Consider the following 23,339-nt stretch of genomic DNA (forward strand, 5'->3'; position numbering starts at 1 on the left):
AAGAGGTGGAAATAATGATAGAAAGTATTCATCCCGTATTCACATGGAGTCAAAATCGTATTTTTGCAGGCGGCAATCGTAAGGTTATTTTGCTTGTCGAATGGAAAGGGAACATACCTGCAGAGCACAGCCGACCCAGCAGTTATAAAGTGGTTGCGCGTGAAATTGAGCTGCGGGTTTGGCTTGAACCCCATGTAACTTTTAAGCGTTCGTATGGGTGTGAGTTTGAAGTCGGTGAAGGCAGATCGCTACTTCTTAAGCTTGGCAAAATAAAAACGGGGCAACGAAAGTTTATTGCTTTGGAATTCAATATCTCTACTACTATTGCAGGTAGATATGAAGCTCTTTCCTTACAGTGGAAATATAAAAAACCAACCGTAGAGCGTGTTCAAGAGCTTCCAGTAAAGGTTCTTGAGCTAGAATATACCCATCATACTCAGGTTCTGAGTGAAACCTGCTGCTTTCACGTAGAGAAACATCTGGAATTGTTAAAAACAGCTGAAACGATTGAGGAGGCAACTACGTTGCAAAATGAAGGACAACATAGTCAAGCTCATGAAATGCTTTGCCGTCACGCAGATAAATTACTATTACTAGCCGTGCGTTCTGGAGATCCTTTACTACTTAAAGAGGCCGAAATGTTGTATAAACAGATTGGATTCGAGTATCAGAAGCGGGGGAAAACTGCTACTGGAAATTGATATAGGACATACAACTAGAAGATGCATATTGACGAAAAAAGACCTATACATAAATTTGTTTTGTCAGCGGGTTCGGCGGAAAATAATCAGAAGAATTGTAATATAAAATGTGGTAACATAGTAAAAAAGTTCTATCACACTATTACTTTTTTTCATAAAATAATGGGTCTATTTAACCATAAATCAAGGGGAACTGAATATGACAGACCGATTAATCCGACTGATGCGCATTATTACACTTGTTCAAGCCAAGCCAGGGATATTAGCCCGTGAATTGGCGGAACGCTGCGGCAACAGCGAGAGAACGATATACCGGGATATGGACGCGCTTAGCGCCATGCATATTCCTATAACCCACCTTGGACATGGAAAAGGCTATGCTTTTATTGGCAATTTTGCACTTTATCCTTTGGATTGGTCGGAAGAAGAGGCGTCTGCGTTTTCGCAACTACGCTATATTATGGAAGATATTAAACCCGTTCTGCCTATCGGTTTTGAAGGCGCTTATGAAAAAGTAGTTGCAGCTGAATACAAGCGAAAGGCGGAGCGGGAAGAAACGATAGAACGTGCAAGAAGAGAAGCAGGTACAAGCTGGTTGGAAAGAAGCGGTGCACAGATGGAGCATCAATCTTTTTTAACACCTATATTGGAGGCTTTATTAAAGCAGAGGAGTATTCAAGCGAATTATTGTGAGAATGCAGTGGAGGAGAAAGAAATAACCATCGATCCTTATTGTTTAGTCCCACTGGAAAATCGTTATCATCTCATTGGATTTTGCCATCATCAGGGTGTTATTCGTACATATCATATCAACGATTTTTCAAACGTGAAGCCACTAAACCGCTGCTTCTCAAAGGAATCATTTGATTTGCAAGCTTTTATGAAGCAAAAATGGTCACTTGACCGCGACAGTTTGCAGGTAGAGTTTAAAGTGAAATTTTCGGAGCGAATCATGGAAGGGCTTAAGAGAGAGGATCTGCCCTATAAGCCGAATAAAGTAGACCGTCAAGCTCGGTGTTGTTATTTTAAAGTCGCGTTGGAACAAGATATTGCGTTTGTCCGCTGGATTAAGAGATTCGAAGAGGATGCTGAAATCATAGAGCCGTTATATTATCGTGAAGTGCTCAGGCAGCAGTTGGAGAAATGGATATCACAATATAAATAAGATGGATTCTCACCTTCAAATGAAATATTCGTTTGCATATATTGTTACAAATCAAAAATTATAGAATATTTCTCTTGTTTGGTGAGTCTTTTTATAATATCATCATACATTAAATAACATAATTATAATTTATAGGGTTGTTATTATTCTCGAATTTGACCTTTGTTCAATTTTATATAGAAGAAAGGTATTCTCAAAATTCATTTGATTCTTAAAAATGAATATATTAATCCGGGTGAGGTTCCTGGGGGAGTGGGTTATCCATTATGTTGAATGTACTTGGCTTTAACGTGAAGAATTAATATCATTCTTGTTAGGTGTCTTTGCAGCCCTATTTAGGGGTGTCAGAGGCATCTTTTTTGTGTGCAAAAAGCCAAAATCATCGTTGTATATTGTCTAATTATAACAATATATAACTAAACATATCCAAACACAACTGTAGTTGTAGAAAAACGAAAAACTGTATGCTAGAATAGCATCTAAATATATACATACGAAATTGGGAGGAATGGAAATGTTTAAGAAATGGGCACTCTCCGTGATGGGGATATTGGCAATCCTTCTGGTTGTGAATTTGTCTGCAGGTTCAGGTGTAGAGGTGCAAGCAGCTACCAAGAAGACCGAAATTATTGTTTCCGCAGCGGCTAGTTTGCAAGACAGTCTGGATAAGATTGCTCTCCTTTATGAAAAGAAACATCCCGATATTGATTTGGTTTTTAATTATGCAGCATCCGGCACTCTGCAAAAGCAGATTGAGCAAGGGGCCCCGGCGGACCTGTTCTTCTCTGCAGGTGATAAACAGATGAATGCACTGGTGGAAGGTGGACTTGTCTCCGATCATAAGGTTCTGCTTAAGAATCAATTGGTTGTAGTTGTACCCTCAGATTCAAAGGTTAAATTAACTACGATTACTCAACTTACGGATAAAGCTTTTAAGAAGGTCGCAGTGGGACAGCCTGAATCTGTGCCGGCGGGTCAATATGCGCAGCAATCGCTGACAGCGAAAAAGGTATGGGATCCGCTGCAAAGCAAACTCGTATTTGCCAAGGATGTGCGTCAGGTTCTCTCTTATGTAGAAACAGGAAATGCCGATGCCGGTTTTGTCTATAAGACAGATGCACTTACTTCAAAGAAAACTAAAATCGCTTTGACGGTCGGTCCACATGTACACAAAGCCATTAATTATCCGGCAGGCATCGTGAAGAGCTCGAAGAATCAAAAGGCAGCTAAGGAGTTGTATAGTTACCTTCAGAGCAAGGAAGCTAATGATATCTTTGTAAGTTATGGCTTCCTGCTTCCTTAAATAGAAATTACGAGTAGAAGCGGGTGGAATAAGGTTGGAAATAAACTGGACTGATTTCTTCGCCCCGGTATGGCTTTCCGTAAAAATATCTGTGATTACCAGCATTATTGTATTCATTTTGGCAACAGCTGCTGCGAAGGCCATGGCAGGCCGGAAGTTTCCCGGCCACAGCTTGGTAGAGACTATAATGCTGCTTCCGCTCGTTTTGCCGCCGACGGTCGTAGGATTTGTGCTTTTAGTTATTTTAGGCCGACGAAGCTGGATCGGCAGATGGTATGAACAGATGACGGAGCAGACGATCCTGTTCACATGGGGGGCAGCTGTTATCGCTGCTGTAGTTGTAGCTTTTCCACTCGTATACCGCACAGTGAAGGCGGGTTTCGAAGGGATAGAAGCAGATCTTGAAGATGCAGCGCGGGCACAAGGGGCAAGTGAACTGCAGGTACTGCGCTATGTCACGCTGCCGCTTGCGGGCCGGTCGCTGGCAGCCGGTTATGTTCTTGGCTTTGCCCGCGGTCTTGGGGAGTTTGGTGCTACCATCATGGTAGCTGGCAATATTCCGGGCCGTACGCAAACCTTACCCACAGCGATCTATGTTGCGGTAGATGGAGGCAATATGACGCTCGCGTGGATGTGGGTATGCTCAATTATTGTTATTTCAGCCGCTATGCTGATGTTTGTGAATCGGCGTTCTTAAAAAAAACACCAGACAGCGATTCTCCGGTTATGGGAGAGTTGCTGTCTGGTGTTTTTGGTTTGAAGCGGGCGGTTGAGCAGATGCTGAGCAAGTGGAAACCCGGCGACTTTGATGCAGCTTTTAGCGCCGCTAAATTTTGATGGAGTCTGTGAGTTAACTGCATTCTATACAGTTATTCGGTCTGCACAAGGGAACGTTCTAGTTTTAATTGTATTCTATACAACTAAAACTAGAAAAGACGCCTATGAGGTAGTAAATCAAAAGAAATAGGTGTACCAAATACAGTTATATACAATTTGCTAGTTGTTCGAAGTAATATAGTTGTACGAAATACAGTTAAACGCTTCTGCAGATTGCTTCCTTCTTCTGTCTGCGACCATTAAGTCTCATAAATTATCGTACCAGTTTCCGTGAGATCATATCCGTGAATGGATCCAAGCTCACTCTGGAAGGCTGGTGAACGCAAAATATCAATCACGGCAGCGATCCATTGCTCATGCTCCGGTTTTTTTATCATCACCAGGTCGTAGCACTCCTGAATCATAGGAATAAAATCAACGCCGTCGACAATCTTGGCGGCTTTCTCGGTGCCGATGGCTACATCAGCTTCTCCCCGGGCCACTTTACCGGCAACTGCCAAATGGCTGTTCTCCTCGTTCATATAGCCTGATAGGCTGGCTGCTGGAATGCCATGCAATCGAAGCTGTTCATCCAATAATACGCGTGCACCTGAGCCTCGTTCTCTATTGATCAGCGTGAGTCCATCCTGCTCTAAGTGAGACCATTCCTGAATACCTCTGGGATTCCCTTTTTGTACGTATAAACCAGCACTTCGGGTTAGCAGGCGAACTACAACATAAGAACATCCGACGAGTATTTTACGGATATAGGGTAGGTTGTATTCTCCAGTATCCCCGTCGAGTAAATGTGTGCTGACAATGTCCGATTCCCCTTTATACATGGCAATCAGGCTGTCTAAACTCCCGGCATAAGAACGAAGAGGACGTTCAGTAGGCAGAGCCCGTTCTAAATAGGTAGCTAGAATATCCAGTGACATATCCTGACCTGTAATCACCAAGCTGTGTCCTACAGCTTTAAGGTGAGGAGAGTGTGCTGGCATTTGAGCTGGATTTGTACCGGAAAAGGCCAAGGGGATTGCTGGTGGAGTCTGGCCCATTATAGTAGTAGGGTTAGCGGTAGACACCCCACTCCGTGTATTTTGTTTGTAAGCTTCCAAATCGGATTGATCCACGCGCATTTGTTTTCCTACACGGTAGGAGGGGAGCTCCCCTTTTTTAATTAGATCATATACTTTTAATTTTGATATTTTTAATAAGCGGGCAATTTCCTCTGTCGTATAGGATGTATTATCGGACACCACAAAAGCCTCCAGAACTTCATATTAGGACAAGACTACCCTATTTTGAAGTCCTGTGCAATTAGGCTATTGTTGTTTCCCAGCCTGCTGTGTACTGGATAATTTGATCAACTCAGAGACAGTGACAAATCGAAAGCCTTTCTTTTCTAATTCGGGCAAAATAATTTTAAGCGCTTCTCTAGTTTGTGACTGCCCGTGCACATGATCATGAAACAGAACGATGTCTCCATTACGTGCATTTCGAATGACCTTGTTCGAAATGCTGTATACCCCTGGGCGATTCCAGTCACGTGTATCTTGATGCCAGGACCATAATATGGGCTTCAAGCCCATATTGTTAGACAGATCTACTAAGGTCTCGTCATACATGCCGCCTGGTGGTCTGAACAGTGAACTATGTTTACCGGAGACTTTTATAATCTCTTCTTCGGTCAATTTTAGCTCCTGCTCAAATTGGGCTTCATTAATAGGTCTTTTAAAATAAACGTGATTGTAGGTATGGTTAGCTAATTCATGCCCCTCAGCAATCACTCGTTTCGCTACCTCTGGATAGGCTGCAATTCTTTTTCCTATCGCAAAAAAGGTGCATTTCGCATGGTATTGATTCAATACCTTTAAGATTTGATCGGTTTCAGTAGGGTCAGGACCGTCATCGAACGTCAATGCAATCACTTTTTGGTTAGTATGTACTTCCCAAATCATGTCTCCTCTTTTCTCGTAGTAGTCGCGGTTTTTGCTTGGACTGCCTAGAGCAGAGTTCGTGAAGCATAAAAAGAGTGTAAGGGTGATCATCATAATTTTGCTGCGAGTTTTCATCATTTCACCTGTTTTTTTTATTTTAGAGTGCTCCTTTTGGGGGTCGGTATATTCATAGTTTAAGTTTTGTATAGACAACCAGTCTTTTTTGGTGCTCTTTCTTCTTTCTACTATCCTTCATGTACAGGTTATGAGATTCATTTTGGCTTCTGATGATTACATAGTTATCGACATGCCCGTTTATAATTAAATTAGCTTTTGTATTTTGATGTGAAAATAGTTATGAAAATGCCTTATAATGAAGTACTATATACAGACATTTGGTTAGGGGTGGGAATATGACACTTATTGAAAAAAGAGAACACCGGCAATATCCGGAGATTACCCGCCTTGAAACGTCGAGAGCTGCTTATGAGCGTGATTATTCACGCCTGATTCATTCGCCTACTTTCCGTAGGCTACAAGGTAAATCACAAGTATTCGGAGCAGGGACGGGTGATTATTACCGTACGCGTCTGACTCACTCACTTGAAGTTGCGCAGATTGCCCGTGAGGCGGCGAAAAGTCTGCTGCGATCGTATCCAGAAGTGGAAACCACTAAGGCGGAGAATCCGGGTCTTGTTATCGATCCAGAGGTAGTGGAATGCGCAGCTATCGCTCATGATTTTGGCCATCCTCCCTTTGGACATAAAGGGGAAGAAGTGCTGGATAATATTTTGGAACAGCTTATTGAAAAGAAAACTAACGAAGCTGCGCTGCAATCAGGCGCAACGGGTGTGGATCGGCTGCTGATCCAGGAGCAGATGAAGCAACGTTATGAGCATTTCGAAGGCAATGCCCACAATTATCGGCTGATTATGTTTCTGGAGAAGCGTGAAAATATTGATGGCCTAAATCTGTCGGATGCTGTGCTGCTAGGCATAAATAAGTATCCTTTTCCCGGCACCTCGCTGAAGAAGGGGATGTACCTGCACGAATGGGGATATATTTCGGAGATCCGCAAAGAGTGGGGAATACCAGCAGGTAAGAAAACGTTGGAGGCTCAGCTTATGGACCTTTGTGACGATATCGCTTATTCTGCACATGATCTGGAGGATGGGATTAAAGCCGGAAAGATTGAAGTGCATGAACACTTTATGCATGATTCTTATATCCAACGGTTAATCGTAGAGAAAATCACCACGCTCGAGGATTTCTTCTGGAAGGGCTGGGAAGAGGAAGGCATTCGCGCGAAGGTCGAGGAAGTGCTCAGTTCATTTCTTCGGGTTTGGAAGGAAAAAATGCCAACCTGTGAAAACGACTATTCCCGCACTCGACGTGAAGTTAAGGCTTATTGGGTAAGTACCTTTGTCGCAAGCTTGGGAGTGATCCAAGATGGAGACTGGAAGAAGGTCACCTTTATAAAGGAAGGAAAAGAAGATGAAGATATGCTGCGGACCGTCAGTGTGCTGAAAAGCTTCGCATGGGTCACTATGATCCGTGATTTGCGTGTGCAGCGGCTGCAGAAACGTAGTGAGTGGATTTTGCGCCGACTATGGGGAGCATTTCTGGATCCACAGACCTCTAAAGCCATTATTCCATCGGATTGGCTGCAGCGCTTTGAGAAAGATCAGAAGCAGGCAAAGCCGATTTGGACTTGGGAGCATATGGTGATTGATTATATCGCAGGGATGACTGATGCTTTTGCAGAGAAAATATATAATGAGCTGTACGGACTGAAAGTCGGCTCGATTTATGATTTGGATTAGAGGCTCTTAGACAAGTAGTCCCTGCTGTTCATTTAGGATGATCTAAATGAACAGCAGGGGCTATTTTTATAAGGATTATTGATTTAAATACCACTCATATGCAGTTTTTTCAAGATTAACCACAAATTCTTCTTTCCCGTCTATATAAGCTCCAATATCCTCTGGAAATTGTTTGGCAAGAGTATCTTTTAAATCTCCGTACTGTTTAACCGCTTCCGGATGTGATCGAAGGTAGTCTCTTACAGCCAGATGACGACCGATATCTATCTTATTATCCATTTGGAAGACATGAACATGATGGGTTCTGCTATCTCCGCCTTTTCTGAAATATCTTCTGCCACTGATACCGAACTCACCCATACATTCATAACCAAGTGCTGTCATTTGCTGGTTGAACTCATCTACAGCTTCGATATTTCGTACTACTGGCATTATATCTATGATTGGTTTCGCTTTGAGTCCGGAAACAGAAGTGCTGCCAATGTGGTGAATATCAACGAGGGCATCAGCAAAGATATCTTTAATCTTCTGAGCTTCTTCGTTGAACATTAGACTCCATTGTTCGTTAAATTCTGTGACCGTGACCTTCATTGCACTAACCCTCTCTTTATGGATAACTTTGGATTTTCTTATTATAGAACAGATGTTCCTGTTTTGTAAAGCTTATTATTAATATTGCCGGTCATAATCAACAAGATTTAGAGAAGGTGTGCCTGATGATAAGTAAGACTTCACATTTTCGGTAAAAATATTAACGATCCGGTCAGCGTATTGATCTGTAATTCCAGCGGAGTGTGGAGTGATAATAACCTGCTCCATAGACCAAAGCGGATGATCCTGCGGAAGGGGTTCGGTCTCAAAAACATCCAACCCAGCACCACGGAGTTGTCCGCGATTCAATGCATCGATCAGCGCCTCTGTATCGGTAGTTGCGCCCCGGCCAATGTTAATGTAATAGGAGCCTTCTTTAAACGCGGAGAAGCTGGTGGCATTAAATAAATGCTTGGTCTCATCGGTAATAGGAAGGGTATTGATGATGAAATCGCCTTGACTTACAGCTTCGGATAAACGATCTGTTGTATAGATTTGATCAAAGTCTGCGACTGGCTTACCGGAACGGCTGACACCGATAGTCTTCATCCGGAAGGCTTTAGCAATTCTGGCGGTTTCACTGCCGATCGCTCCAGTTCCAGCTATTACGGCTGTTTTACCGAACAGCTCGCTTTCACTGCCATCAGATTTCCAAATACGGTTCTGCTGATTGCGTACAGCTGTATGCAAATTACGGGTGAAGAGAAGTATGAACCCGAAGATTACCGCAGAAATAGGTTCGGCATGAACTCCGCTCCCACTGGTTAGCAGGATTCCTTGTTGCTTAAGACGATCGAGAGGAAGCTTCTCAATACCAGCAGACCAGGACTGAACCCAGCGAAGGGAGGACTCGGGGCGAAGGAGTGTATCCGAAATACCTTTTGCCCAGCCAATTACAATTTCTGCTTCTGCAAGCAGCTGCAAATCCGGATTTTTTGCGTCTCCTTGTGTAAATGTATAGCCTGGGGCAGCCGCTTTGATCCTTTCCTGCTGCTGAGATGTAAGTGGTTGTAGACATACTATAGACTTAGTCATGATGTGTTCCTCCTACTTTGTGGTTTAATGGATATGGATCATGTTATAGGTTAAGAATACCAAATCTATTGGAGAAGGTGAAATTGACCATGGATGCTAAAGCATCAGAGAACGAATCAGAACGGCTTTTTTTAGCTGTGAAATTACCTTCTGAGCTGCAAGAAATAGTGGCGCAGGCATGTTCAAAGCTATCTGAAAATTTTGATTTTGCTAAATGGACAAATCCGCAAGATTATCATATTACCCTGCAGTTTTTAGGAGATACCCCAAAGGCCAAAATTCCAGATTTAGTGAAATCCTTGAGGCAGACTGCGGGGCAAGGCAGACCCTTCAATCTCTCTTTGGACAAATGGGACACATTTGGTCTTCCAGCTTCCCCAAGAGTCCTGTGGATAGGGGTTTCCGGCGAAATAGAGGCATTAAATCAATTAGCTGCCAGAGTGCATTCAGCGACGTTTCCACTAGGTTTTTCAGGCGAATCCAGGGCCTATAAACCGCATCTTACCGTGGCTCGAAAGTACCGGGGAAAAAATTCATATGATGATAAATTGCTGGAAAATTTACTGAAATTGGATGATGATTGGAACCTAAAAAACTATCAGAGAGACTGGACGATTGATAGTTTTGTGTTGTATGCTACCAGAATGTATGCCATTCCTATGTATGAAATTATTGAAAAGTTTACAGTTTAAAATCGATAATAAAGTTTTCAAAGCTTCCGTTTTCGGTTACATACAATAGGAATGTGCCGTGAAATAGGAGGAATATCATGTTAATTTTTAAACAAAACCGCTATATTGCGTTGCTCGTTGGCGTTATACTAGTGTGTTTCTCTGCCATAAGCTTATTGCAACCCGAACAAGTTGCGGAAGGGAAGATGGACAGGGTGCAGATGGATAAGTTGCAATCCACTAGCCGTGCATCCGTACTTTCTCTTTTGCAAGATGAATCGAAGTCTAGTATAACGAGTAGCATTACGAGGGGCATTACTGAAGTTACACAAGCCAATAAGCTTAATAACACATTCAGTCTTTTAAGTTCCGCTTGGAAACCGGCGAAGGGTGTGGAATGGCTTAGTGTAAAAAAATTAAAACAAAAAAACACAAAAAACACATCGAACGTTTCCATTATTCGGGTGAAGGCTGATGTAGTACAATCCAAGCCAGCTGCGCAAAAAGCGTCGCAATTGGCGGAAACAGCAACAAAGAGTAGTCAGGCGACAGCGAAGACAGTCTCGGCTTCTCAGAAACATCCCCTCACAACATTGTACTTCTCTCGGACAGAGCTATTAAGCCAGGAGCAGCAAAGTAAAGCAACCCGGCGCTACGCTGTATCCGAAGAAGAACTGCTTCTGCTACAAAAAATTGTAATGGCAGAGGCGGAAGGTGAACCGTACAAGGGCAAGGTGGCAGTTGCCAACGTTGTTCTGAATAGGCTGCGGTCAGCCAATTTCCCCGACACGATATATAAGGTTATTTATCAGAAGAGCCAGTTCAGCCCTGTAGCTAACGGGCGTCTTAACCGTGTGAAGCCTAACGATGATAGTATTAAAGCGGTGAATGCTGCACTCTCCGGAGTAAAGGAAGTTCCCGATAATACTTACTTTTTCTTGTCGCTAAAACTTGCACAGGATCTGACCGTACATCATACACAGACTTATGTTAAAACCATTGGCAATCATACTTTTTATAAATAAATTTGGTGGATCTGTGAACCTCAGTGCTATATAGGGTAAACTAAACTATATGAATCTGGAGGTGTAAGATAACCATGAAAATCACTTATTATGGACATTCAGCTCTGCTGGTAGAGACGGGGAACGTAAAGGTTATTATTGACCCTTTTTTGTCAGGCAATCCGAACTCCGGTATTTCACCTGCCAATATTTCAGTTGATGCCGTTCTGCTTACTCACGGCCACTCTGACCATTTTGGAGATGCTGTCGAAATTGCCAAGCAGAATGATTGTCCGATCTTTGCGGTGTTTGAGCTTGCCGAATATTGCCGGATGAAGGGTGCACAAGTAAAGCACATGAATATAGGTGGTAGTCATACCTATGCCGGGATGACTGTGAAATTTACGCAGGCATTTCATTCCTCATCCATTCAGGAGGGCGACTCTTGGATTTATGCTGGACAACCCGCGGGGATTTTGTTGACGATTGAGGGCAAGACGATTTTCCATGCGGGGGATACCGCGCTATTCAGCGATCTGCGCCTCATTGGAGAAAGGAATGCGATTGCCCTGGCAGCTCTGCCTATAGGTGATATGCTAACCATGGGACCGGATGACGCCTTGCTGGCCGCACGCTGGCTGCGGGCGGATAAGGTGATCCCGCTACATTACAATACATTTCCGGATATTGCTCAGGATGGTGCTGATTTCTGCGATCGCCTGCACCAAGAGGGAGTAGAAGGTTTCCCGCTTAAAGCTGGTGAGAGTGTAGAAATTTAAACCAATCCGATTTATATTAAAAAAAGCAGGTAGCCGGGGGAAATTCCCTGACTACCTGCTTATTCTTTAAGGTGTAATACATACAGGTTCTTCATTACGTGCTTGCGCTCTAGAGCCTCTAATTTCAGTTGCCTCGCTTACGGGGTTACCTAACATCTTCAGAACAGTAGTCGCACAGCTTTGCGGTTGATGTTTATCTGGAGCGAGACGTCGTCTGCGTTGCTCTTCCAGAACTGAATATTCACGAAGCATCATAGTGAACCATTTGTTCACAACTTCCGAGTCGAGCACCTCTGCCAGCCCAAGCTCTACGAAATATTGGCAGTTTTTCTCTTCCTGACCTGGAATAGCTTTATAGAAAAGCATCGGAATTCCTTTGGCCTGACCTTCTGTGCAGGTCATCCCTCCAGGCTTCGTGATCAGCAGGTCTGAGGCATCCATCAATTTATTGATTTCACTGCTATATCCCAGAATTTTAACATTGGGATGATTAAGCAGCGGATTGGACTTCATTTTGGCGATTAGCTTCTCATTGCTGCCCATACAGAACACGAGCTGAATATCATCCATTCTGGCGGTGAGGGAATGCATAATCTCTTTGCCGAACATTAACCCCCAGCCTCCACCCATAATGAGTACGGTTGGGATATCAGCCAATCCCAGTTCCTTGCGCAGCAGCGTCTTGTTGGAGCGTTCCCAGAACTTTGGATGCACTGGGATGCCAGTGACGGTTACTAGCTCTGGAGCGATCCCACGGCCTGTCAGAATGGATTTGACGCGTGGGGTAGATACGAGATAACGATTGACCTCGGAATTTACCCAGCTCCCATGTGCATCATAATCTGTAATTAATGTATACAGAGGCACATTTAATCCACGACGCTTTAGTCTGGAAATGACCGCAGCCGGAATGGGATGAGTGCAGATAATCAAATCAGGCTTTAGCTGTTCGATCACCTGTGAAGCATGTGTATAAAAAATCCGGTGAAGCGCCATTTTAGTCAACGGGTTCAATGATTTATGATATTGTGTCTTATACATCATGCCGACCAGCTTAGGCTGGCTGCTAACTGTTTTGCGGTAAGCGGAAAGAATCCAAGGGGCGACCGTCGGGTTAAGAAATTTCCCCAGCTCGATGACTCGGCACTGGACATCCGGATTCAGCAGCTTTATTCCTTCGGCCAGAGCATAGGCTGCTCCTGTGTGGCCCGTACCGAAGCCTTCCGAAAACAGCAGTACTCTTTTCTTTCGCATAAGTTCACCTGCTACTTTCCTTTTCTATAGAGATGCTTTCCTTCTTCTAATTATACTAGGAAATCTATACTATACTCACATTATACAAGTAAGACGTAAATAGAAAGTTAAAACCCTGCAATAAATAAAAAAATAAAAGGTTCGCCCAAAGTATTGCAAACTAGAAAACAACATGATAAAGTAGTGAATGACCAATTGACCGGATTAGTAAAGTGGTCAGAAGTCAGCGGGAACGATATTTTCTGGAGAAAGGAAGTGTGCACAGGTGGCAGTGGTGGATCGAAGACAGCAGGTGCTTCAGGCCGCAGCGAAATCTTTTTCATTATTTGGCTATAAGGCAACTACAATGGATCAGGTTGCTAAAATTGCAAATGTCGGTAAGGGAACCATCTACACCTTTTTTACAAACAAAGAGCAATTGTTTGACGAGATCCTGCGCGATATGATGATGGAAATGAAGACGATAGCTGAACGGGAGATCAGGCGAGACAGACCTTTCTTTGATAACTTGCATCGTGTGCTGGATGCTCTGCTTGAGTTTCGAAGTGAGCAGGAGCTATTCATAAAACTTTCCCAGGAAAATCGCGAATTCGGTACGCCGCAGGCTGGAGAAGGACTCGAGAAGATCGAGAACGTAGTTTTAGAATATTTAGAACGGGAGGTGCAACAAGCGCTCCAACAGGGAGAAATCAAACCTTGCGATCCCAAAATCGTCTCGGTAGTCATGTTCAGATTATATATTGTATTGACTGCTGAACTGAATAAAACACATACTCCCTTGGACAAGGAACAGATCAAGATGTATTTTCATTTGTTTCTCGCCGAAGGATTGGCACAGTAAGGGTTGATTCAGGATAGGGATGGCGTTCTCAGCATCACTCGATTCGCTTTCCCTTAACAATTCTCAAGATGATTAGGCATTGAAGAAGAGCCGCAAGGCATTTTTTTATACCCTGAATTGACCGAATGGGGAAAACAGTCATTTAGTGTTACGTAATATTTCGCAAACAAAGCATTTTAAAGAGAGCATAAGCTCATAAGGAGAGAACCAGAATGAAATCATTATCCGTATTTACCAAGGATCTTGGCGCAGCCCTTAGAAATCCGAAGGTGCTGATTCCAATGATTGCTATCCTATTTATTCCGGTGATGTACAGCGGATTCTTCCTGAAGGCATTCTGGGATCCGTATGGCAAGATGAATGAACTTCCGGTTGCTGTGGTCAACCAGGATGTCGGCGCTAATTATGAAGGCAAGCAACTACAAGCCGGTAATGATCTTATAGAAGAGTTGAAGGTAACCGACGGCTTCCAGTGGAACTTCGTTTCCCTTGAAGAAGCGGAAGCAGGAATGAAGGACAATACTTATTATATGTCGATCATTGTTCCGGAAGACTTTTCTGCTAAAGCTACTACTCTTATGGATGATGAACCACAGCCGGCAAAAATTATTTATGAGCCAAATGAAGGTTATAACTTCTTGGCTGGTCAGATCGGTGGTACGGCTGTAGCAGAAATTAAAAATAAAGTATCTGCTAAAGTAACAGAAGCTTATGTGGAGTCTGTATTCAATCAGATTACAGAAGTATCTGATGGATTGGGCGAAGCCGGAGATGGTGCTTCCAAGATCGCTGATGGCGCTGGTAAGCTAGATGACGGAGCCCTGAAGCTGAAAGATAATCTACTTGTACTGACAGAGGGTACAGGTAAACTTCAAAATGGTGTAGAACCCCTTACACAAGGCGTGACTGATTTGAATGCAGGTGCTACAGCGCTTAAAACAGGATCAACCACGTTGGCAAGCGGATTGCAACAATTGTCTACTGCACATACGCAACTTCAAGACGGTGTTGCACAAAGTTCTGCCGGCAGTAAGCAGCTTAGTGACGGCTTGAAACAAGCTGTAACAGGTGCTACACAGCTTCAGGCGGGAACACAGTCTGCTGTGGATGGTACTTCTAAACTACAAGCAGGAACACAATCTATAGTTGATGGCAGCGCGAAGCTGGAAGCGGGCTTAACTTCTTCCGTAGATGGCAGCGCGAAACTGGAAGCGGGTTTGCAAGCTTCCACCGCAGGCAGCACGAAGGTAACTGAGGGTGCTAAAGCGGTAGCTCAAGGATTGCAGCAATTGGCACAGGCTAGTCCTGAGCTGGCACAAAATCCAGCGGTACAGAAGCTGCTGGCAGCTAGTGCAGCCGTGGCACAAGGCAGTGAGCAACTGCAACAAAGCCAAGAGCAGCTGGCACAGGGTGCTACTGCACTCCACAGTGGGCAAGAGCAACTGGCACAAGGTGCAACTCAACTGCACTCGGGTTCACAGCAGTTAGCTGCTGGTGTAACTCAGTTGCATGATGGAGCTAAGCAATTAAATGCTGGTAGCACACAGCTGTTGACAGGACAACAAAAACTGGCACAAGGCGCATCTGCACTTGTAGCTGGTGGCGATAAGCTGAATGCAGGAATGCAACAATTTGGTGCGAAGCTTAAAGAAGCTGCAGCTGGAGGCAGCAAGCTGGCTGAAGGCGGTAAAGCACTTGGTGATGGTACCTCAAAACTGCTTAGCGGTGTAGGCGAACTAGGTTCCGGTATCAGTGCGGTAGCAGATGGTTCGAAAAAACTGGCTGATGGCGCAGGCGAGCTGAAAGATGGTATGGATGATCTGAAATCTGGATCAACAGAACTGGCAACTAAGCTTGGCGATGCTGCTGAAAAAACAGGCAGTGTGAACAAAACAGATGCAATGATGGAAATGTTCGCACAACCAGTTGTGGTTGAGGATAAAGTTGTGAATCATGTTCCGAACTATGGTACAGGTTTTGCTCCTTACTTCCTCTCTCTTGGATTGTTTGTAGGTGCTTTGATTTCAACAATTGTTATTCCAATGCGTGATTCGGCTGTCCTTGGTGCTAGCCGTATGAACCGTTTCATCAGCCGTACGCTTACCTTCACAATCATGAGCTTCATCCAGTCTATGCTGGCTGCTGTGGTTGTATTGTACGGACTTGGACTGGAAGTACAAAGTAAACCGCTATTCTTCGTATTTACATTCTTAACAAGCTTAGTTTACACATGGGTAGTTCAAGCGATTGTTACTTGGATGGATCAACCGGGACGTTTCGTTGTTATCGTTATTCTTATCTTCCAATTAACAACTAGTGCCGGAACATTCCCACTTGAATTGATTCCTAACTGGATGAAATTCTTTAATCCACTGCTTCCAATGACGTACACAGTTAGTGGTCTCAAAGCAGTAATTTCTACAGGTGACTTCAGTGCAATGTGGGGAGATGTAGGTATCCTGGCAATCTTTGGTCTTGGATTCCTTGCTCTTACCTTCGCTTACTTCATGACACGTAGCCGTGAGAATGAAGTTGGAGTGAATAGTGAACAAGTTTTGACTGTATAAACTGATAAATTTTTTGAAAAAAAAGTATAAAAAAGCGTCTCCTCTGGGAGACGCTTTTTTTGATTTAAAATCATAAAAACCCTTTTTCTTGCAAACATATTAGAAGGAGTGAAAAATCTTGTAACGCTTTCATTGCATATGCACTTATGCGTTATTTATGTATAATTATGCAACATGAAGTTTTTTTAAACTTTTACTCGCTAAAGCTGTGATGCAAAAACAATTGTTAATCAGCATCATAAAAAAGTTTAAATTGCGCTGATGATACCTCGGTGATAAAATAATAGCACTAATCTGGATTGAATAATTATTAAGATTTTCATGTGAAAAATTTTCCTAACACATTGCATACTTTATAATAGAAAGGTTGCGTTCGATGAAACACACTGAACTGCCCGTAAAACAGGGCCTGTATGATCCCCAGTTCGAAAAAGATGCTTGCGGCATGGGATTTGTAGCTCATATTAAAGGCACACCGTCTCACAATATCGTAAGTAATGCTTTGACAATGCTCTTTAATATGGAGCATCGGGGAGGCCAAGGTAGCGAACCCAACTCTGGTGACGGAGCAGGTATCATGCTTCAAATTCCGCACCGTTTCTTTGCAAGCGAAGCTCAGAAGCTAGGCTTTGCTTTGCCGGAACAAGGCCATTATGGCGTGGGCATGATCTTTTTATCTCATAACGATGAAGTTCGGGCGCAGCATGAAGCTCTCTTAAGCAATATTATTGCTGAAGAAGGTCAAATAGTACTCGGCTATCGTGATGTGCCTACCTATGATGAAATGCTTGGCAAGACAGCGAAAGCTGCTAAGCCTTTTGTGCGTCAAGTATTTATCGGCCGCTCGGCTTCAGTCACGAATGAGTTGTCTTTTGAACGTAAGCTTTATGTAATCCGCAAACGTGCAGAGCTTGCCATTCGTTACGGTGGTGCAGAAGAGGATGAATCCTTCTATATTCCAAGCTTGTCGTGCCGTAAGATTGTATACAAAGGCATGCTGACTACAGAACAAGTCGGACAATTCTACCTGGATTTGCAGAACGAAGAGCTGGAATCAGCGATCGCGTTAGTTCACTCCCGTTTCAGCACGAACACCTTCCCAAGCTGGGAACGTGCGCATCCCTACCGCTTTATGATCCACAACGGTGAGATCAATACCTTGCGTGGTAATGTGAACTGGATGCATGCGCGCCAGTCATTGTTTAAGAGCGAAGTGTTTGGTGAAGATCTGAATAAGATCAAGCCTGTTATTAACCCGGATGGATCGGACACTGCAATGTTCGATAACACCTTTGAGTTTCTCTATTTGAGCGGACGATCCTTGCCACAGGTAGCCATGATGATGGTTCCTGAACCATGGAGCAATCATGATAGTATGGATGCTGATAAAAAAGCATTTTATGAATATCACAGTACTCTAATGGAGCCATGGGACGGGCCTGCTGCAATGGGCTTTACCGATGGGATACAAATCGGCGCTATTCTGGACCGTAACGGCCTGCGTCCTGCTCGTTATTATGTAACGAAAGACGATATGATTATTTTATCCTCAGAAGCCGGTGTACTGGACATTCCAGCAGAGGACATCCTATATAAAGACCGCCTGAAGCCTGGACGCATGCTGCTCGTGGATACGAAGGAAGGCCGCATTATCTCCGATGAGGAAGTTAAATCGGCTATCGCCTCTGAGAAGCCTTATCGCCAGTGGCTGGATGAGCATTTGATCAGTCTTGATGAGCTTCCGGATGCACCTGAACTGCCAAATCCTAAGCATGATAATGTACAACAGCTACAGCAGGCTTTCGGCTATACTTTTGAAGACTTGCGTAAGGTGCTTGAGCCAATGGCATCTACTGGTGCTGAAGCTGTCGGTTCCATGGGTTATGATGCTCCGCTCGCCGTATTTTCGGACCGCCCGCAACGTCTCTATAACTATTTCAAACAAATGTTTGCTCAGGTAACGAATCCACCCATCGATGCCATTCGTGAAGAGCTGGTTACATCCACAACGACTACGATTGGACCAGAGCGTAATTTGCTTAAACCGGAACCGGAAAGCTGCCGCCAGATCTCGCTGCAAACGCCAATTCTTTCAAACGAAGATTTTGCTAAGATTCGCCATGTTCGCCGTGCAGGCTTCAAATCGATGTCTATTCCAATTCTTTTCCCGGCTGAGCTTGGGGCAGAAGGATTACGCATCGCGCTTGAGCGCATGAACGAGGCTGCTGACCGTGTTATGGCAAAAGGGCATAACATTCTGATTCTGACTGACCGCGGTGTGGACAGTGAGAATGCTGCGATTCCAGCTCTGCTTGCGGTATCGAGTCTGCATCACCATTTGATCCGCCAAGGAACACGGACGAAGGTTAGTATTTTGCTGGAATCCGGTGAACCACGTGAAGTCCATCATTATGCGCTGCTGCTCGGTTATGGTGTGAGTGCAGTAAATCCTTATCTGGCTTTTGAAAGCTTGGATGACATGATCGGCCAAGGCTTATTGCGGGGAATCTCGCATGAAAAAGCAGTGAAGAACTATATTAAAGCTGCGACTAAGAGCGTAGTTAAGATTCTTTCTAAAATGGGAATTTCGACGATTCAATCTTACCGCGGTGCGCAGATTTTTGAAGCTGTGGGTCTGAACTCTGAGTTCGTGGATCGTTACTTTACTTGGACACCTTCCCGGATTGGGGGGATTGGCCTGGAGGAAGTGGCAACTGAGGCGCTTATCCATCATAACCGTGCTTTTACAGAAAAAGACGGAAATGATAAGGTGCTTGACTCCGGTGGCGATTATCAATGGCGTAATGATGGGGAAGAGCATCTATTCAATCCACAGACGATTCATCTGCTTCAGCACTCTGTGCGTAGCGGGAATTATGATATGTACAAGAAATATGCTGCCCTTGTTCAAGGAGAAAGCGAGAAACAATTGACGCTTCGTTCCTTGTTGCAATTCAAGTCAGCCTATGAACCGATTCCACTGGAAGAAGTAGAATCTGCATCGTCCATTATGAAACGGTTTAAGACGGGTGCAATGTCCTTTGGTTCCATTAGTAAGGAAGCACATGAGACACTGGCCATTGCGATGAACCGTATCGGTGGTAAGAGTAATACAGGTGAAGGCGGCGAAGATCCAGCCCGCTATATTCCGGATAGCAATGGTGATTCACGTCGCAGTGCGATTAAACAAGTAGCTTCTGGACGTTTTGGTGTTACCTCGAACTACCTAGTTAACGCTGATGAGATCCAGATTAAAATGGCTCAGGGTGCTAAACCAGGGGAAGGTGGACAGCTTCCGGGACGTAAAGTTTATCCTTGGGTCGCTGAAGTACGTGGCTCAACAGCAGGTGTCGGTCTGATCTCACCTCCACCGCATCATGATATTTACTCTATCGAGGATTTGGCAGAGCTGATCTATGATCTGAAAAATGCAAATCCACGTGCAAACATTAATGTTAAGCTCGTATCGGAAGTTGGAGTGGGTACGATTGCTGCGGGTGTAGCCAAAGGGCGCGCTGATATTATCTTGGTTAGTGGCTATGATGGAGGTACAGGGGCATCGCCGATGAACTCCATTCGTCATGCGGGTCTTCCGTGGGAGCTTGGCTTGGCTGAAACCCATCAGACATTGATGCTCAACAATCTGCGTGACCGTGTAGTTCTGGAAACAGATGGTAAAATGCTAAGCGGCCGCGATTTGGCTGTAGCTGTATTGCTTGGGGCCGAAGAGTATGGTTTTGCCACTGCTCCGCTAGTATCTGTTGGCTGTATTATGATGCGTGTCTGCCAAATGGATACTTGTCCGGTTGGTGTAGCTACACAGAATCCGGATCTTCGTAAGAATTTTACCGGTGATCCGCAGCATGTAGTTAACTTTATGACCTTCGTGGCACAGGATCTACGTGAAATTATGGCAAGTCTCGGCTTCCGTACAATTGAAGAGATGGTAGGCCGTACCGATTGTCTAGACGCAACTCAGGCGTCGAAGCATTGGAAGAAGAAAGGCATAGATTTGAGCAGCCTGCTGCATACACCGGAATTACCGGAAGGAAGCACACGCTTCCGCAGTAAATACCAGAATCATGGTCTGGAAGAGACACTTGATGTTTCGCAGCTGCTCGACCTGGCAGCACCTGCACTGGAATCAGGTACGGCTGTTGAGGCATCACTGCCAATCACGAACGTTAATCGTGCCGTCGGAACTATCCTTGGCAGCGAGCTGACCCGCAAGTATGGGGCCGCAGGTTTGCCGGATGATACGATTCGGCTTCATTTCACCGGTTCTGCTGGTCAAAGCTTGGGTGCATTCGTGCCTAAGGGAATCACGCTTACGGTGGAAGGAGATTCCAATGACTATGTAGGTAAAGGATTGTCGGGTGGTAAGATTATTATCAAGCCATCTCCGAAAGCTACCTTTGCTGCTGAGGACAATATCATTATCGGAAATACTGCATTCTACGGTGCAACAGGTGGAGAAGCTTATATTAACGGTATCGCTGGTGAACGTTTTGCCGTCCGTAACTCCGGAGCGAAGGTTGTTGTAGAAGGCGTGGGTGACCACGGCTGTGAATACATGACTGGAGGCCGAGTGGTTGTCCTTGGTGAAACTGGCCGTAACTTTGCGGCAGGGATGTCAGGCGGCATCGCTTATGTCTACGACCCAGATAGAACCTTCATCGGCCGCTGCAATCTCGAAATGGTACTGCTCGAGAGAGTGGAAGAGTCTGAGGAGATCGAAGAGCTGCGTGAGCTGATTATCCGCCATACCAAGCTTACAGGTAGTGCGGCTGGCGCACGGGTACTGAATCAGTGGGCAGATAGCTTGCCGAACTTCGTTCGTGTCATTCCGAAGGATTACAAACGGATGATGGAGCAAATTCGCAAGGTAGAACAAACCGGATTGACCGGAGAAGCTGCGTTGATGGCTGCATTTGAAGCAAATATGCGCGAGCTTGCCCGTGTTGGCGGTTAAACTGTTGTACTTGAATGAAATAGGAACTAAGTGAATAAGGGGACCTGACTCTTCCTAATACCGGAGAAGTCAGGTTCCTTTTTTTACTGGCAGACTCTTATCCTCTAGTGATTTTCGGAAAAAAGGGTATATGTGGTAAACTAGGTTATAGATGAAAGGAAGTGAGACTATGTCGAATACAGAAATATTGATGGAGCCTGTTGCCCGCCTGCAGGGAGTCACCAAAAAAATCGGCTCGAAAACGCTGGTGAGCGATTTAACGCTGGACATCCCGCCTGGACAAATCTTCGGTTTTTTGGGACCCAACGGAGCAGGTAAGACTACTACAATACGGATGATGGTAGGATTGATTTCCATTAGTCGTGGAGACATCTTGATCTGTGGCCGTAGTATTAAAAACCATTTTGAAGAGGCTATCGCAAATATAGGGGCCATTGTAGAAAATCCAGAGATGTACAAGTTCCTCACCGGTTATCAGAATCTGCGCCAATATGCACGGATGGTGCCAGGGGTAACAAAGCAACGGATAGATGAGGTTGTCGAGCTAGTCGGACTAGGTCAAAGAATTCATGACAAAGTTAAGACCTATTCGCTAGGTATGCGTCAGAGGCTGGGAGTGGCTCAAGCACTGCTGCACAGACCCAAGCTGCTGATTCTAGATGAGCCAACCAACGGGCTGGACCCACAAGGGATACGCGAGCTCCGAGACTATTTACGCCGTTTATGTCAGGAAGAAGGAACAACTGTATTCGTCTCCAGTCATTTACTTTCCGAGATGGAGCTCATGTGTGACAGCGTAGCGATTATCCAAAATGGACGACTGGTGGATGTGAAGCAGCTGAAAGGGGTAGGCAATACTGTAATGCCTCTGGGAGAAACCTTGTTCGAGGTTGATAATGCTGAGGCTGCGTTAGCCCTCATTGGACGTGGAGTATTTAAGAGTGGGGGACTTGTGCTTGAGGCAGAGCGTGAGGAGATTGCAGAATTAAATGCCAAGCTAGTGGCAGGTGGGATTAAGGTGTATAACATCAGAACCCTTGCCCGTACGCTGGAGGATCAATTCTTAGAGGTTACAGGAGGTGAAGGAATTGGGTGAGTTTACAGCTCTCATACATAATGAGAATATCAAAATATACAGCCGTGTCCGCACATGGATTATGCTGCTTATTCTTGCAGTGATGAGCGTGCTGCTTCCTGCGCTTATTTATTTCACAAGCGAAGGCGATTCATCGCTTATGGGGCTTTGGGACAACTTTCAGATGACGGTGAGTATTGCGTTCTTCTTGAATACAATCTTTACCGTTGTAGTGGCTTCTGACTCCGTAGCGGGCGAATTTACCTGGGGAACCATTAAGCTGCTGCTGATTCGCCCGTGGAGTCGCTCCAAGATCCTGCTCTCGAAATATATTTCCATGGTGTTATTCAGTTTGCTTAGCACCGCAGTATTGATTGCTTTTGGGTTTGGTGCTTCGTTAATCTTCTCCTCATCTTCGGGAGATACGATGTCATCCATTACGGCTTGGAGTCCAGCGGAATATTCCTTCCTAGATCTCCTATGTCGTTACATTGAGCTTTTCCTGACTGCTGCTCTGGCTTTCATGGTATCTAGCGTATTCCGCGCAAGTGGGCTGGCTATTGGATTATCCTTATTTATTATGTTTGCCAAGAGTATTTTTACGGTTATTTTTAGTCCAGAACGGTTTGAATGGGCCCAATACTTGATCTTCACACATATGGATCTAAGAGGCTACCTATTGTCGGATACGGGTCCGGGGGGCTCAACACTTGGTTTCTCCATAGCTGTATTAGCGGTGTACTATATCCTATTCCTGGCCATTTCCTGGATTGTCTTCCGTAAAAGGGACGTTGCTTCATAG

18 protein-coding genes are annotated in these 23,339 nt (G+C 44.6%); 13 read left to right on the plus strand and 5 right to left on the minus strand.

The genetic code is table 11. From position 1 onward, the window contains the following. Positions 1-14 precede the first annotated feature (14 nt). The 4 genes from MHI51_RS05030 to modB all read left to right on the plus strand — a co-directional run bounded on the left by MHI51_RS05030 (position 15) and on the right by modB (position 3,866). Positions 15-701 (plus strand): hypothetical protein, encoded by a 687-nt coding sequence (locus MHI51_RS05030; RefSeq protein ID WP_076185039.1) that lies wholly within the window; start codon positions 15-17, stop codon positions 699-701. A 199-nt stretch (positions 702-900) separates the two neighbouring features. Then, positions 901-1,866, plus strand: a complete 966-nt coding sequence (locus MHI51_RS05035; RefSeq protein ID WP_076185040.1) for a YafY family protein — start codon at positions 901-903, stop codon at positions 1,864-1,866. Between the two features lie 508 nt (positions 1,867-2,374). Further along, positions 2,375-3,169: a molybdate ABC transporter substrate-binding protein gene (gene modA / locus MHI51_RS05040; protein WP_370510711.1), complete on the plus strand. Its 795-nt coding sequence runs from the start codon at positions 2,375-2,377 to the stop codon at positions 3,167-3,169. 40 nt (positions 3,170-3,209) lie between these two features. Next, a complete protein-coding gene (modB, locus tag MHI51_RS05045) occupies positions 3,210-3,866 on the plus strand; it encodes a molybdate ABC transporter permease subunit (RefSeq protein ID WP_172628881.1) in 657 nt (218 codons plus the stop codon). Between the two features lie 379 nt (positions 3,867-4,245). Here the strand turns inward: modB and MHI51_RS05050 are convergent, their stop codons facing one another. Further along, complete coding sequence (locus MHI51_RS05050) at positions 4,246-5,244, minus strand: helix-turn-helix transcriptional regulator (protein ID WP_076218350.1); 999 nt, start codon at positions 5,242-5,244, stop codon at positions 4,246-4,248. A gap of 66 nt (positions 5,245-5,310) precedes the next feature. Further along, positions 5,311-6,060: a polysaccharide deacetylase family protein gene (locus MHI51_RS05055; RefSeq protein WP_076129284.1), complete on the minus strand. Its 750-nt coding sequence runs from the start codon at positions 6,058-6,060 to the stop codon at positions 5,311-5,313. A 278-nt stretch (positions 6,061-6,338) separates the two neighbouring features. Here MHI51_RS05055 and MHI51_RS05060 point away from each other — a divergent pair, with 278 nt between their 5' ends. Continuing rightward, positions 6,339-7,748 (plus strand): deoxyguanosinetriphosphate triphosphohydrolase family protein, encoded by a 1,410-nt coding sequence (locus MHI51_RS05060; protein ID WP_076218349.1) that lies wholly within the window; start codon positions 6,339-6,341, stop codon positions 7,746-7,748. A 75-nt stretch (positions 7,749-7,823) separates the two neighbouring features. On the opposite strand, the gene MHI51_RS05065 is transcribed toward MHI51_RS05060, so the two are convergent. Both MHI51_RS05065 and MHI51_RS05070 read right to left on the minus strand, forming a co-directional pair. Beyond that, positions 7,824-8,339 carry a GrpB family protein gene (locus tag MHI51_RS05065; RefSeq protein ID WP_341001249.1) on the minus strand — a complete coding sequence of 172 codons (516 nt, stop codon included), beginning with the start codon at positions 8,337-8,339 and terminating at the stop codon, positions 7,824-7,826. Between the two features lie 78 nt (positions 8,340-8,417). Continuing rightward, positions 8,418-9,374 (minus strand): D-2-hydroxyacid dehydrogenase, encoded by a 957-nt coding sequence (locus MHI51_RS05070; RefSeq protein ID WP_076129248.1) that lies wholly within the window; start codon positions 9,372-9,374, stop codon positions 8,418-8,420. An 89-nt stretch (positions 9,375-9,463) separates the two neighbouring features. Between MHI51_RS05070 and thpR the strand changes: the two genes are divergently transcribed. From thpR to MHI51_RS05085, 3 genes are all read left to right on the plus strand, one after another. Next, positions 9,464-10,066 (plus strand): RNA 2',3'-cyclic phosphodiesterase, encoded by a 603-nt coding sequence (gene thpR, locus MHI51_RS05075; RefSeq protein WP_076218347.1) that lies wholly within the window; start codon positions 9,464-9,466, stop codon positions 10,064-10,066. Between the two features lie 77 nt (positions 10,067-10,143). After that, positions 10,144-11,070 carry a cell wall hydrolase gene (locus tag MHI51_RS05080; RefSeq protein ID WP_076137184.1) on the plus strand — a complete coding sequence of 309 codons (927 nt, stop codon included), beginning with the start codon at positions 10,144-10,146 and terminating at the stop codon, positions 11,068-11,070. Between the two features lie 74 nt (positions 11,071-11,144). Further along, entirely contained in the window at positions 11,145-11,828 is a 684-nt protein-coding gene (locus MHI51_RS05085; protein ID WP_076218346.1) for a metal-dependent hydrolase, read from the plus strand. 66 nt (positions 11,829-11,894) lie between these two features. On the opposite strand, the gene MHI51_RS05090 is transcribed toward MHI51_RS05085, so the two are convergent. Further along, positions 11,895-13,082 (minus strand): MGDG synthase family glycosyltransferase, encoded by a 1,188-nt coding sequence (locus tag MHI51_RS05090; protein ID WP_076129244.1) that lies wholly within the window; start codon positions 13,080-13,082, stop codon positions 11,895-11,897. Positions 13,083-13,347: 265 nt separating this feature from the next. On the opposite strand from MHI51_RS05090, the gene MHI51_RS05095 reads away from it, so the two are divergent. The 5 genes from MHI51_RS05095 to MHI51_RS05115 all read left to right on the plus strand — a co-directional run bounded on the left by MHI51_RS05095 (position 13,348) and on the right by MHI51_RS05115 (position 23,339). Beyond that, complete coding sequence (locus MHI51_RS05095; protein WP_076129243.1) at positions 13,348-13,923, plus strand: TetR/AcrR family transcriptional regulator; 576 nt, start codon at positions 13,348-13,350, stop codon at positions 13,921-13,923. A gap of 212 nt (positions 13,924-14,135) precedes the next feature. Further along, positions 14,136-16,490 carry a YhgE/Pip family protein gene (locus MHI51_RS05100; RefSeq protein WP_405173642.1) on the plus strand — a complete coding sequence of 785 codons (2,355 nt, stop codon included), beginning with the start codon at positions 14,136-14,138 and terminating at the stop codon, positions 16,488-16,490. Between the two features lie 376 nt (positions 16,491-16,866). After that, complete coding sequence (gltB, locus tag MHI51_RS05105; protein ID WP_076218345.1) at positions 16,867-21,462, plus strand: glutamate synthase large subunit; 4,596 nt, start codon at positions 16,867-16,869, stop codon at positions 21,460-21,462. A gap of 169 nt (positions 21,463-21,631) precedes the next feature. Further along, the gene (locus tag MHI51_RS05110; RefSeq protein ID WP_232061156.1) at positions 21,632-22,558 is read left to right on the plus strand and encodes an ABC transporter ATP-binding protein; all 927 of its coding nucleotides are present in this window, start codon (positions 21,632-21,634) and stop codon (positions 22,556-22,558) included. Then, positions 22,551-23,339 carry an ABC transporter permease gene (locus MHI51_RS05115; protein WP_076185050.1) on the plus strand — a complete coding sequence of 263 codons (789 nt, stop codon included), beginning with the start codon at positions 22,551-22,553 and terminating at the stop codon, positions 23,337-23,339. Before MHI51_RS05110 ends, MHI51_RS05115 begins: the two co-directional genes overlap by 8 nt.

It is taken from the genome of Paenibacillus sp. FSL H8-0260 (assembly GCF_045040625.1).
Taxonomy (GTDB): Bacteria; Bacillota; Bacilli; order Paenibacillales; family Paenibacillaceae; genus Paenibacillus_AQ; species Paenibacillus_AQ odorifer.

Bases quoted from the DNA above. Each gene is read 5' to 3' on its own strand.
- MHI51_RS05030 (WP_076185039.1), top strand. From the start codon at position 15: ATGATAGAAAGTATTCATCCCGTATTCACATGGAGTCAAAATCGTATT.
- MHI51_RS05035 (WP_076185040.1), top strand. From the start codon at position 901: ATGACAGACCGATTAATCCGACTGATGCGCATTATTACACTTGTTCAA.
- modA (WP_370510711.1), top strand. From the start codon at position 2,375: ATGGAAATGTTTAAGAAATGGGCACTCTCCGTGATGGGGATATTGGCA.
- MHI51_RS05055 (WP_076129284.1), bottom strand. From the start codon at position 6,060: ATGAAAACTCGCAGCAAAATTATGATGATCACCCTTACACTCTTTTTA.
- MHI51_RS05060 (WP_076218349.1), top strand. From the start codon at position 6,339: ATGACACTTATTGAAAAAAGAGAACACCGGCAATATCCGGAGATTACC.
- MHI51_RS05065 (WP_341001249.1), bottom strand. From the start codon at position 8,339: ATGAAGGTCACGGTCACAGAATTTAACGAACAATGGAGTCTAATGTTC.
- MHI51_RS05070 (WP_076129248.1), bottom strand. From the start codon at position 9,374: ATGACTAAGTCTATAGTATGTCTACAACCACTTACATCTCAGCAGCAG.
- thpR (WP_076218347.1), top strand. From the start codon at position 9,464: ATGGATGCTAAAGCATCAGAGAACGAATCAGAACGGCTTTTTTTAGCT.
- MHI51_RS05080 (WP_076137184.1), top strand. From the start codon at position 10,144: ATGTTAATTTTTAAACAAAACCGCTATATTGCGTTGCTCGTTGGCGTT.
- MHI51_RS05085 (WP_076218346.1), top strand. From the start codon at position 11,145: ATGAAAATCACTTATTATGGACATTCAGCTCTGCTGGTAGAGACGGGG.
- MHI51_RS05090 (WP_076129244.1), bottom strand. From the start codon at position 13,082: ATGCGAAAGAAAAGAGTACTGCTGTTTTCGGAAGGCTTCGGTACGGGC.
- MHI51_RS05100 (WP_405173642.1), top strand. From the start codon at position 14,136: ATGAAATCATTATCCGTATTTACCAAGGATCTTGGCGCAGCCCTTAGA.
- gltB (WP_076218345.1), top strand. From the start codon at position 16,867: ATGAAACACACTGAACTGCCCGTAAAACAGGGCCTGTATGATCCCCAG.
- MHI51_RS05110 (WP_232061156.1), top strand. From the start codon at position 21,632: ATGTCGAATACAGAAATATTGATGGAGCCTGTTGCCCGCCTGCAGGGA.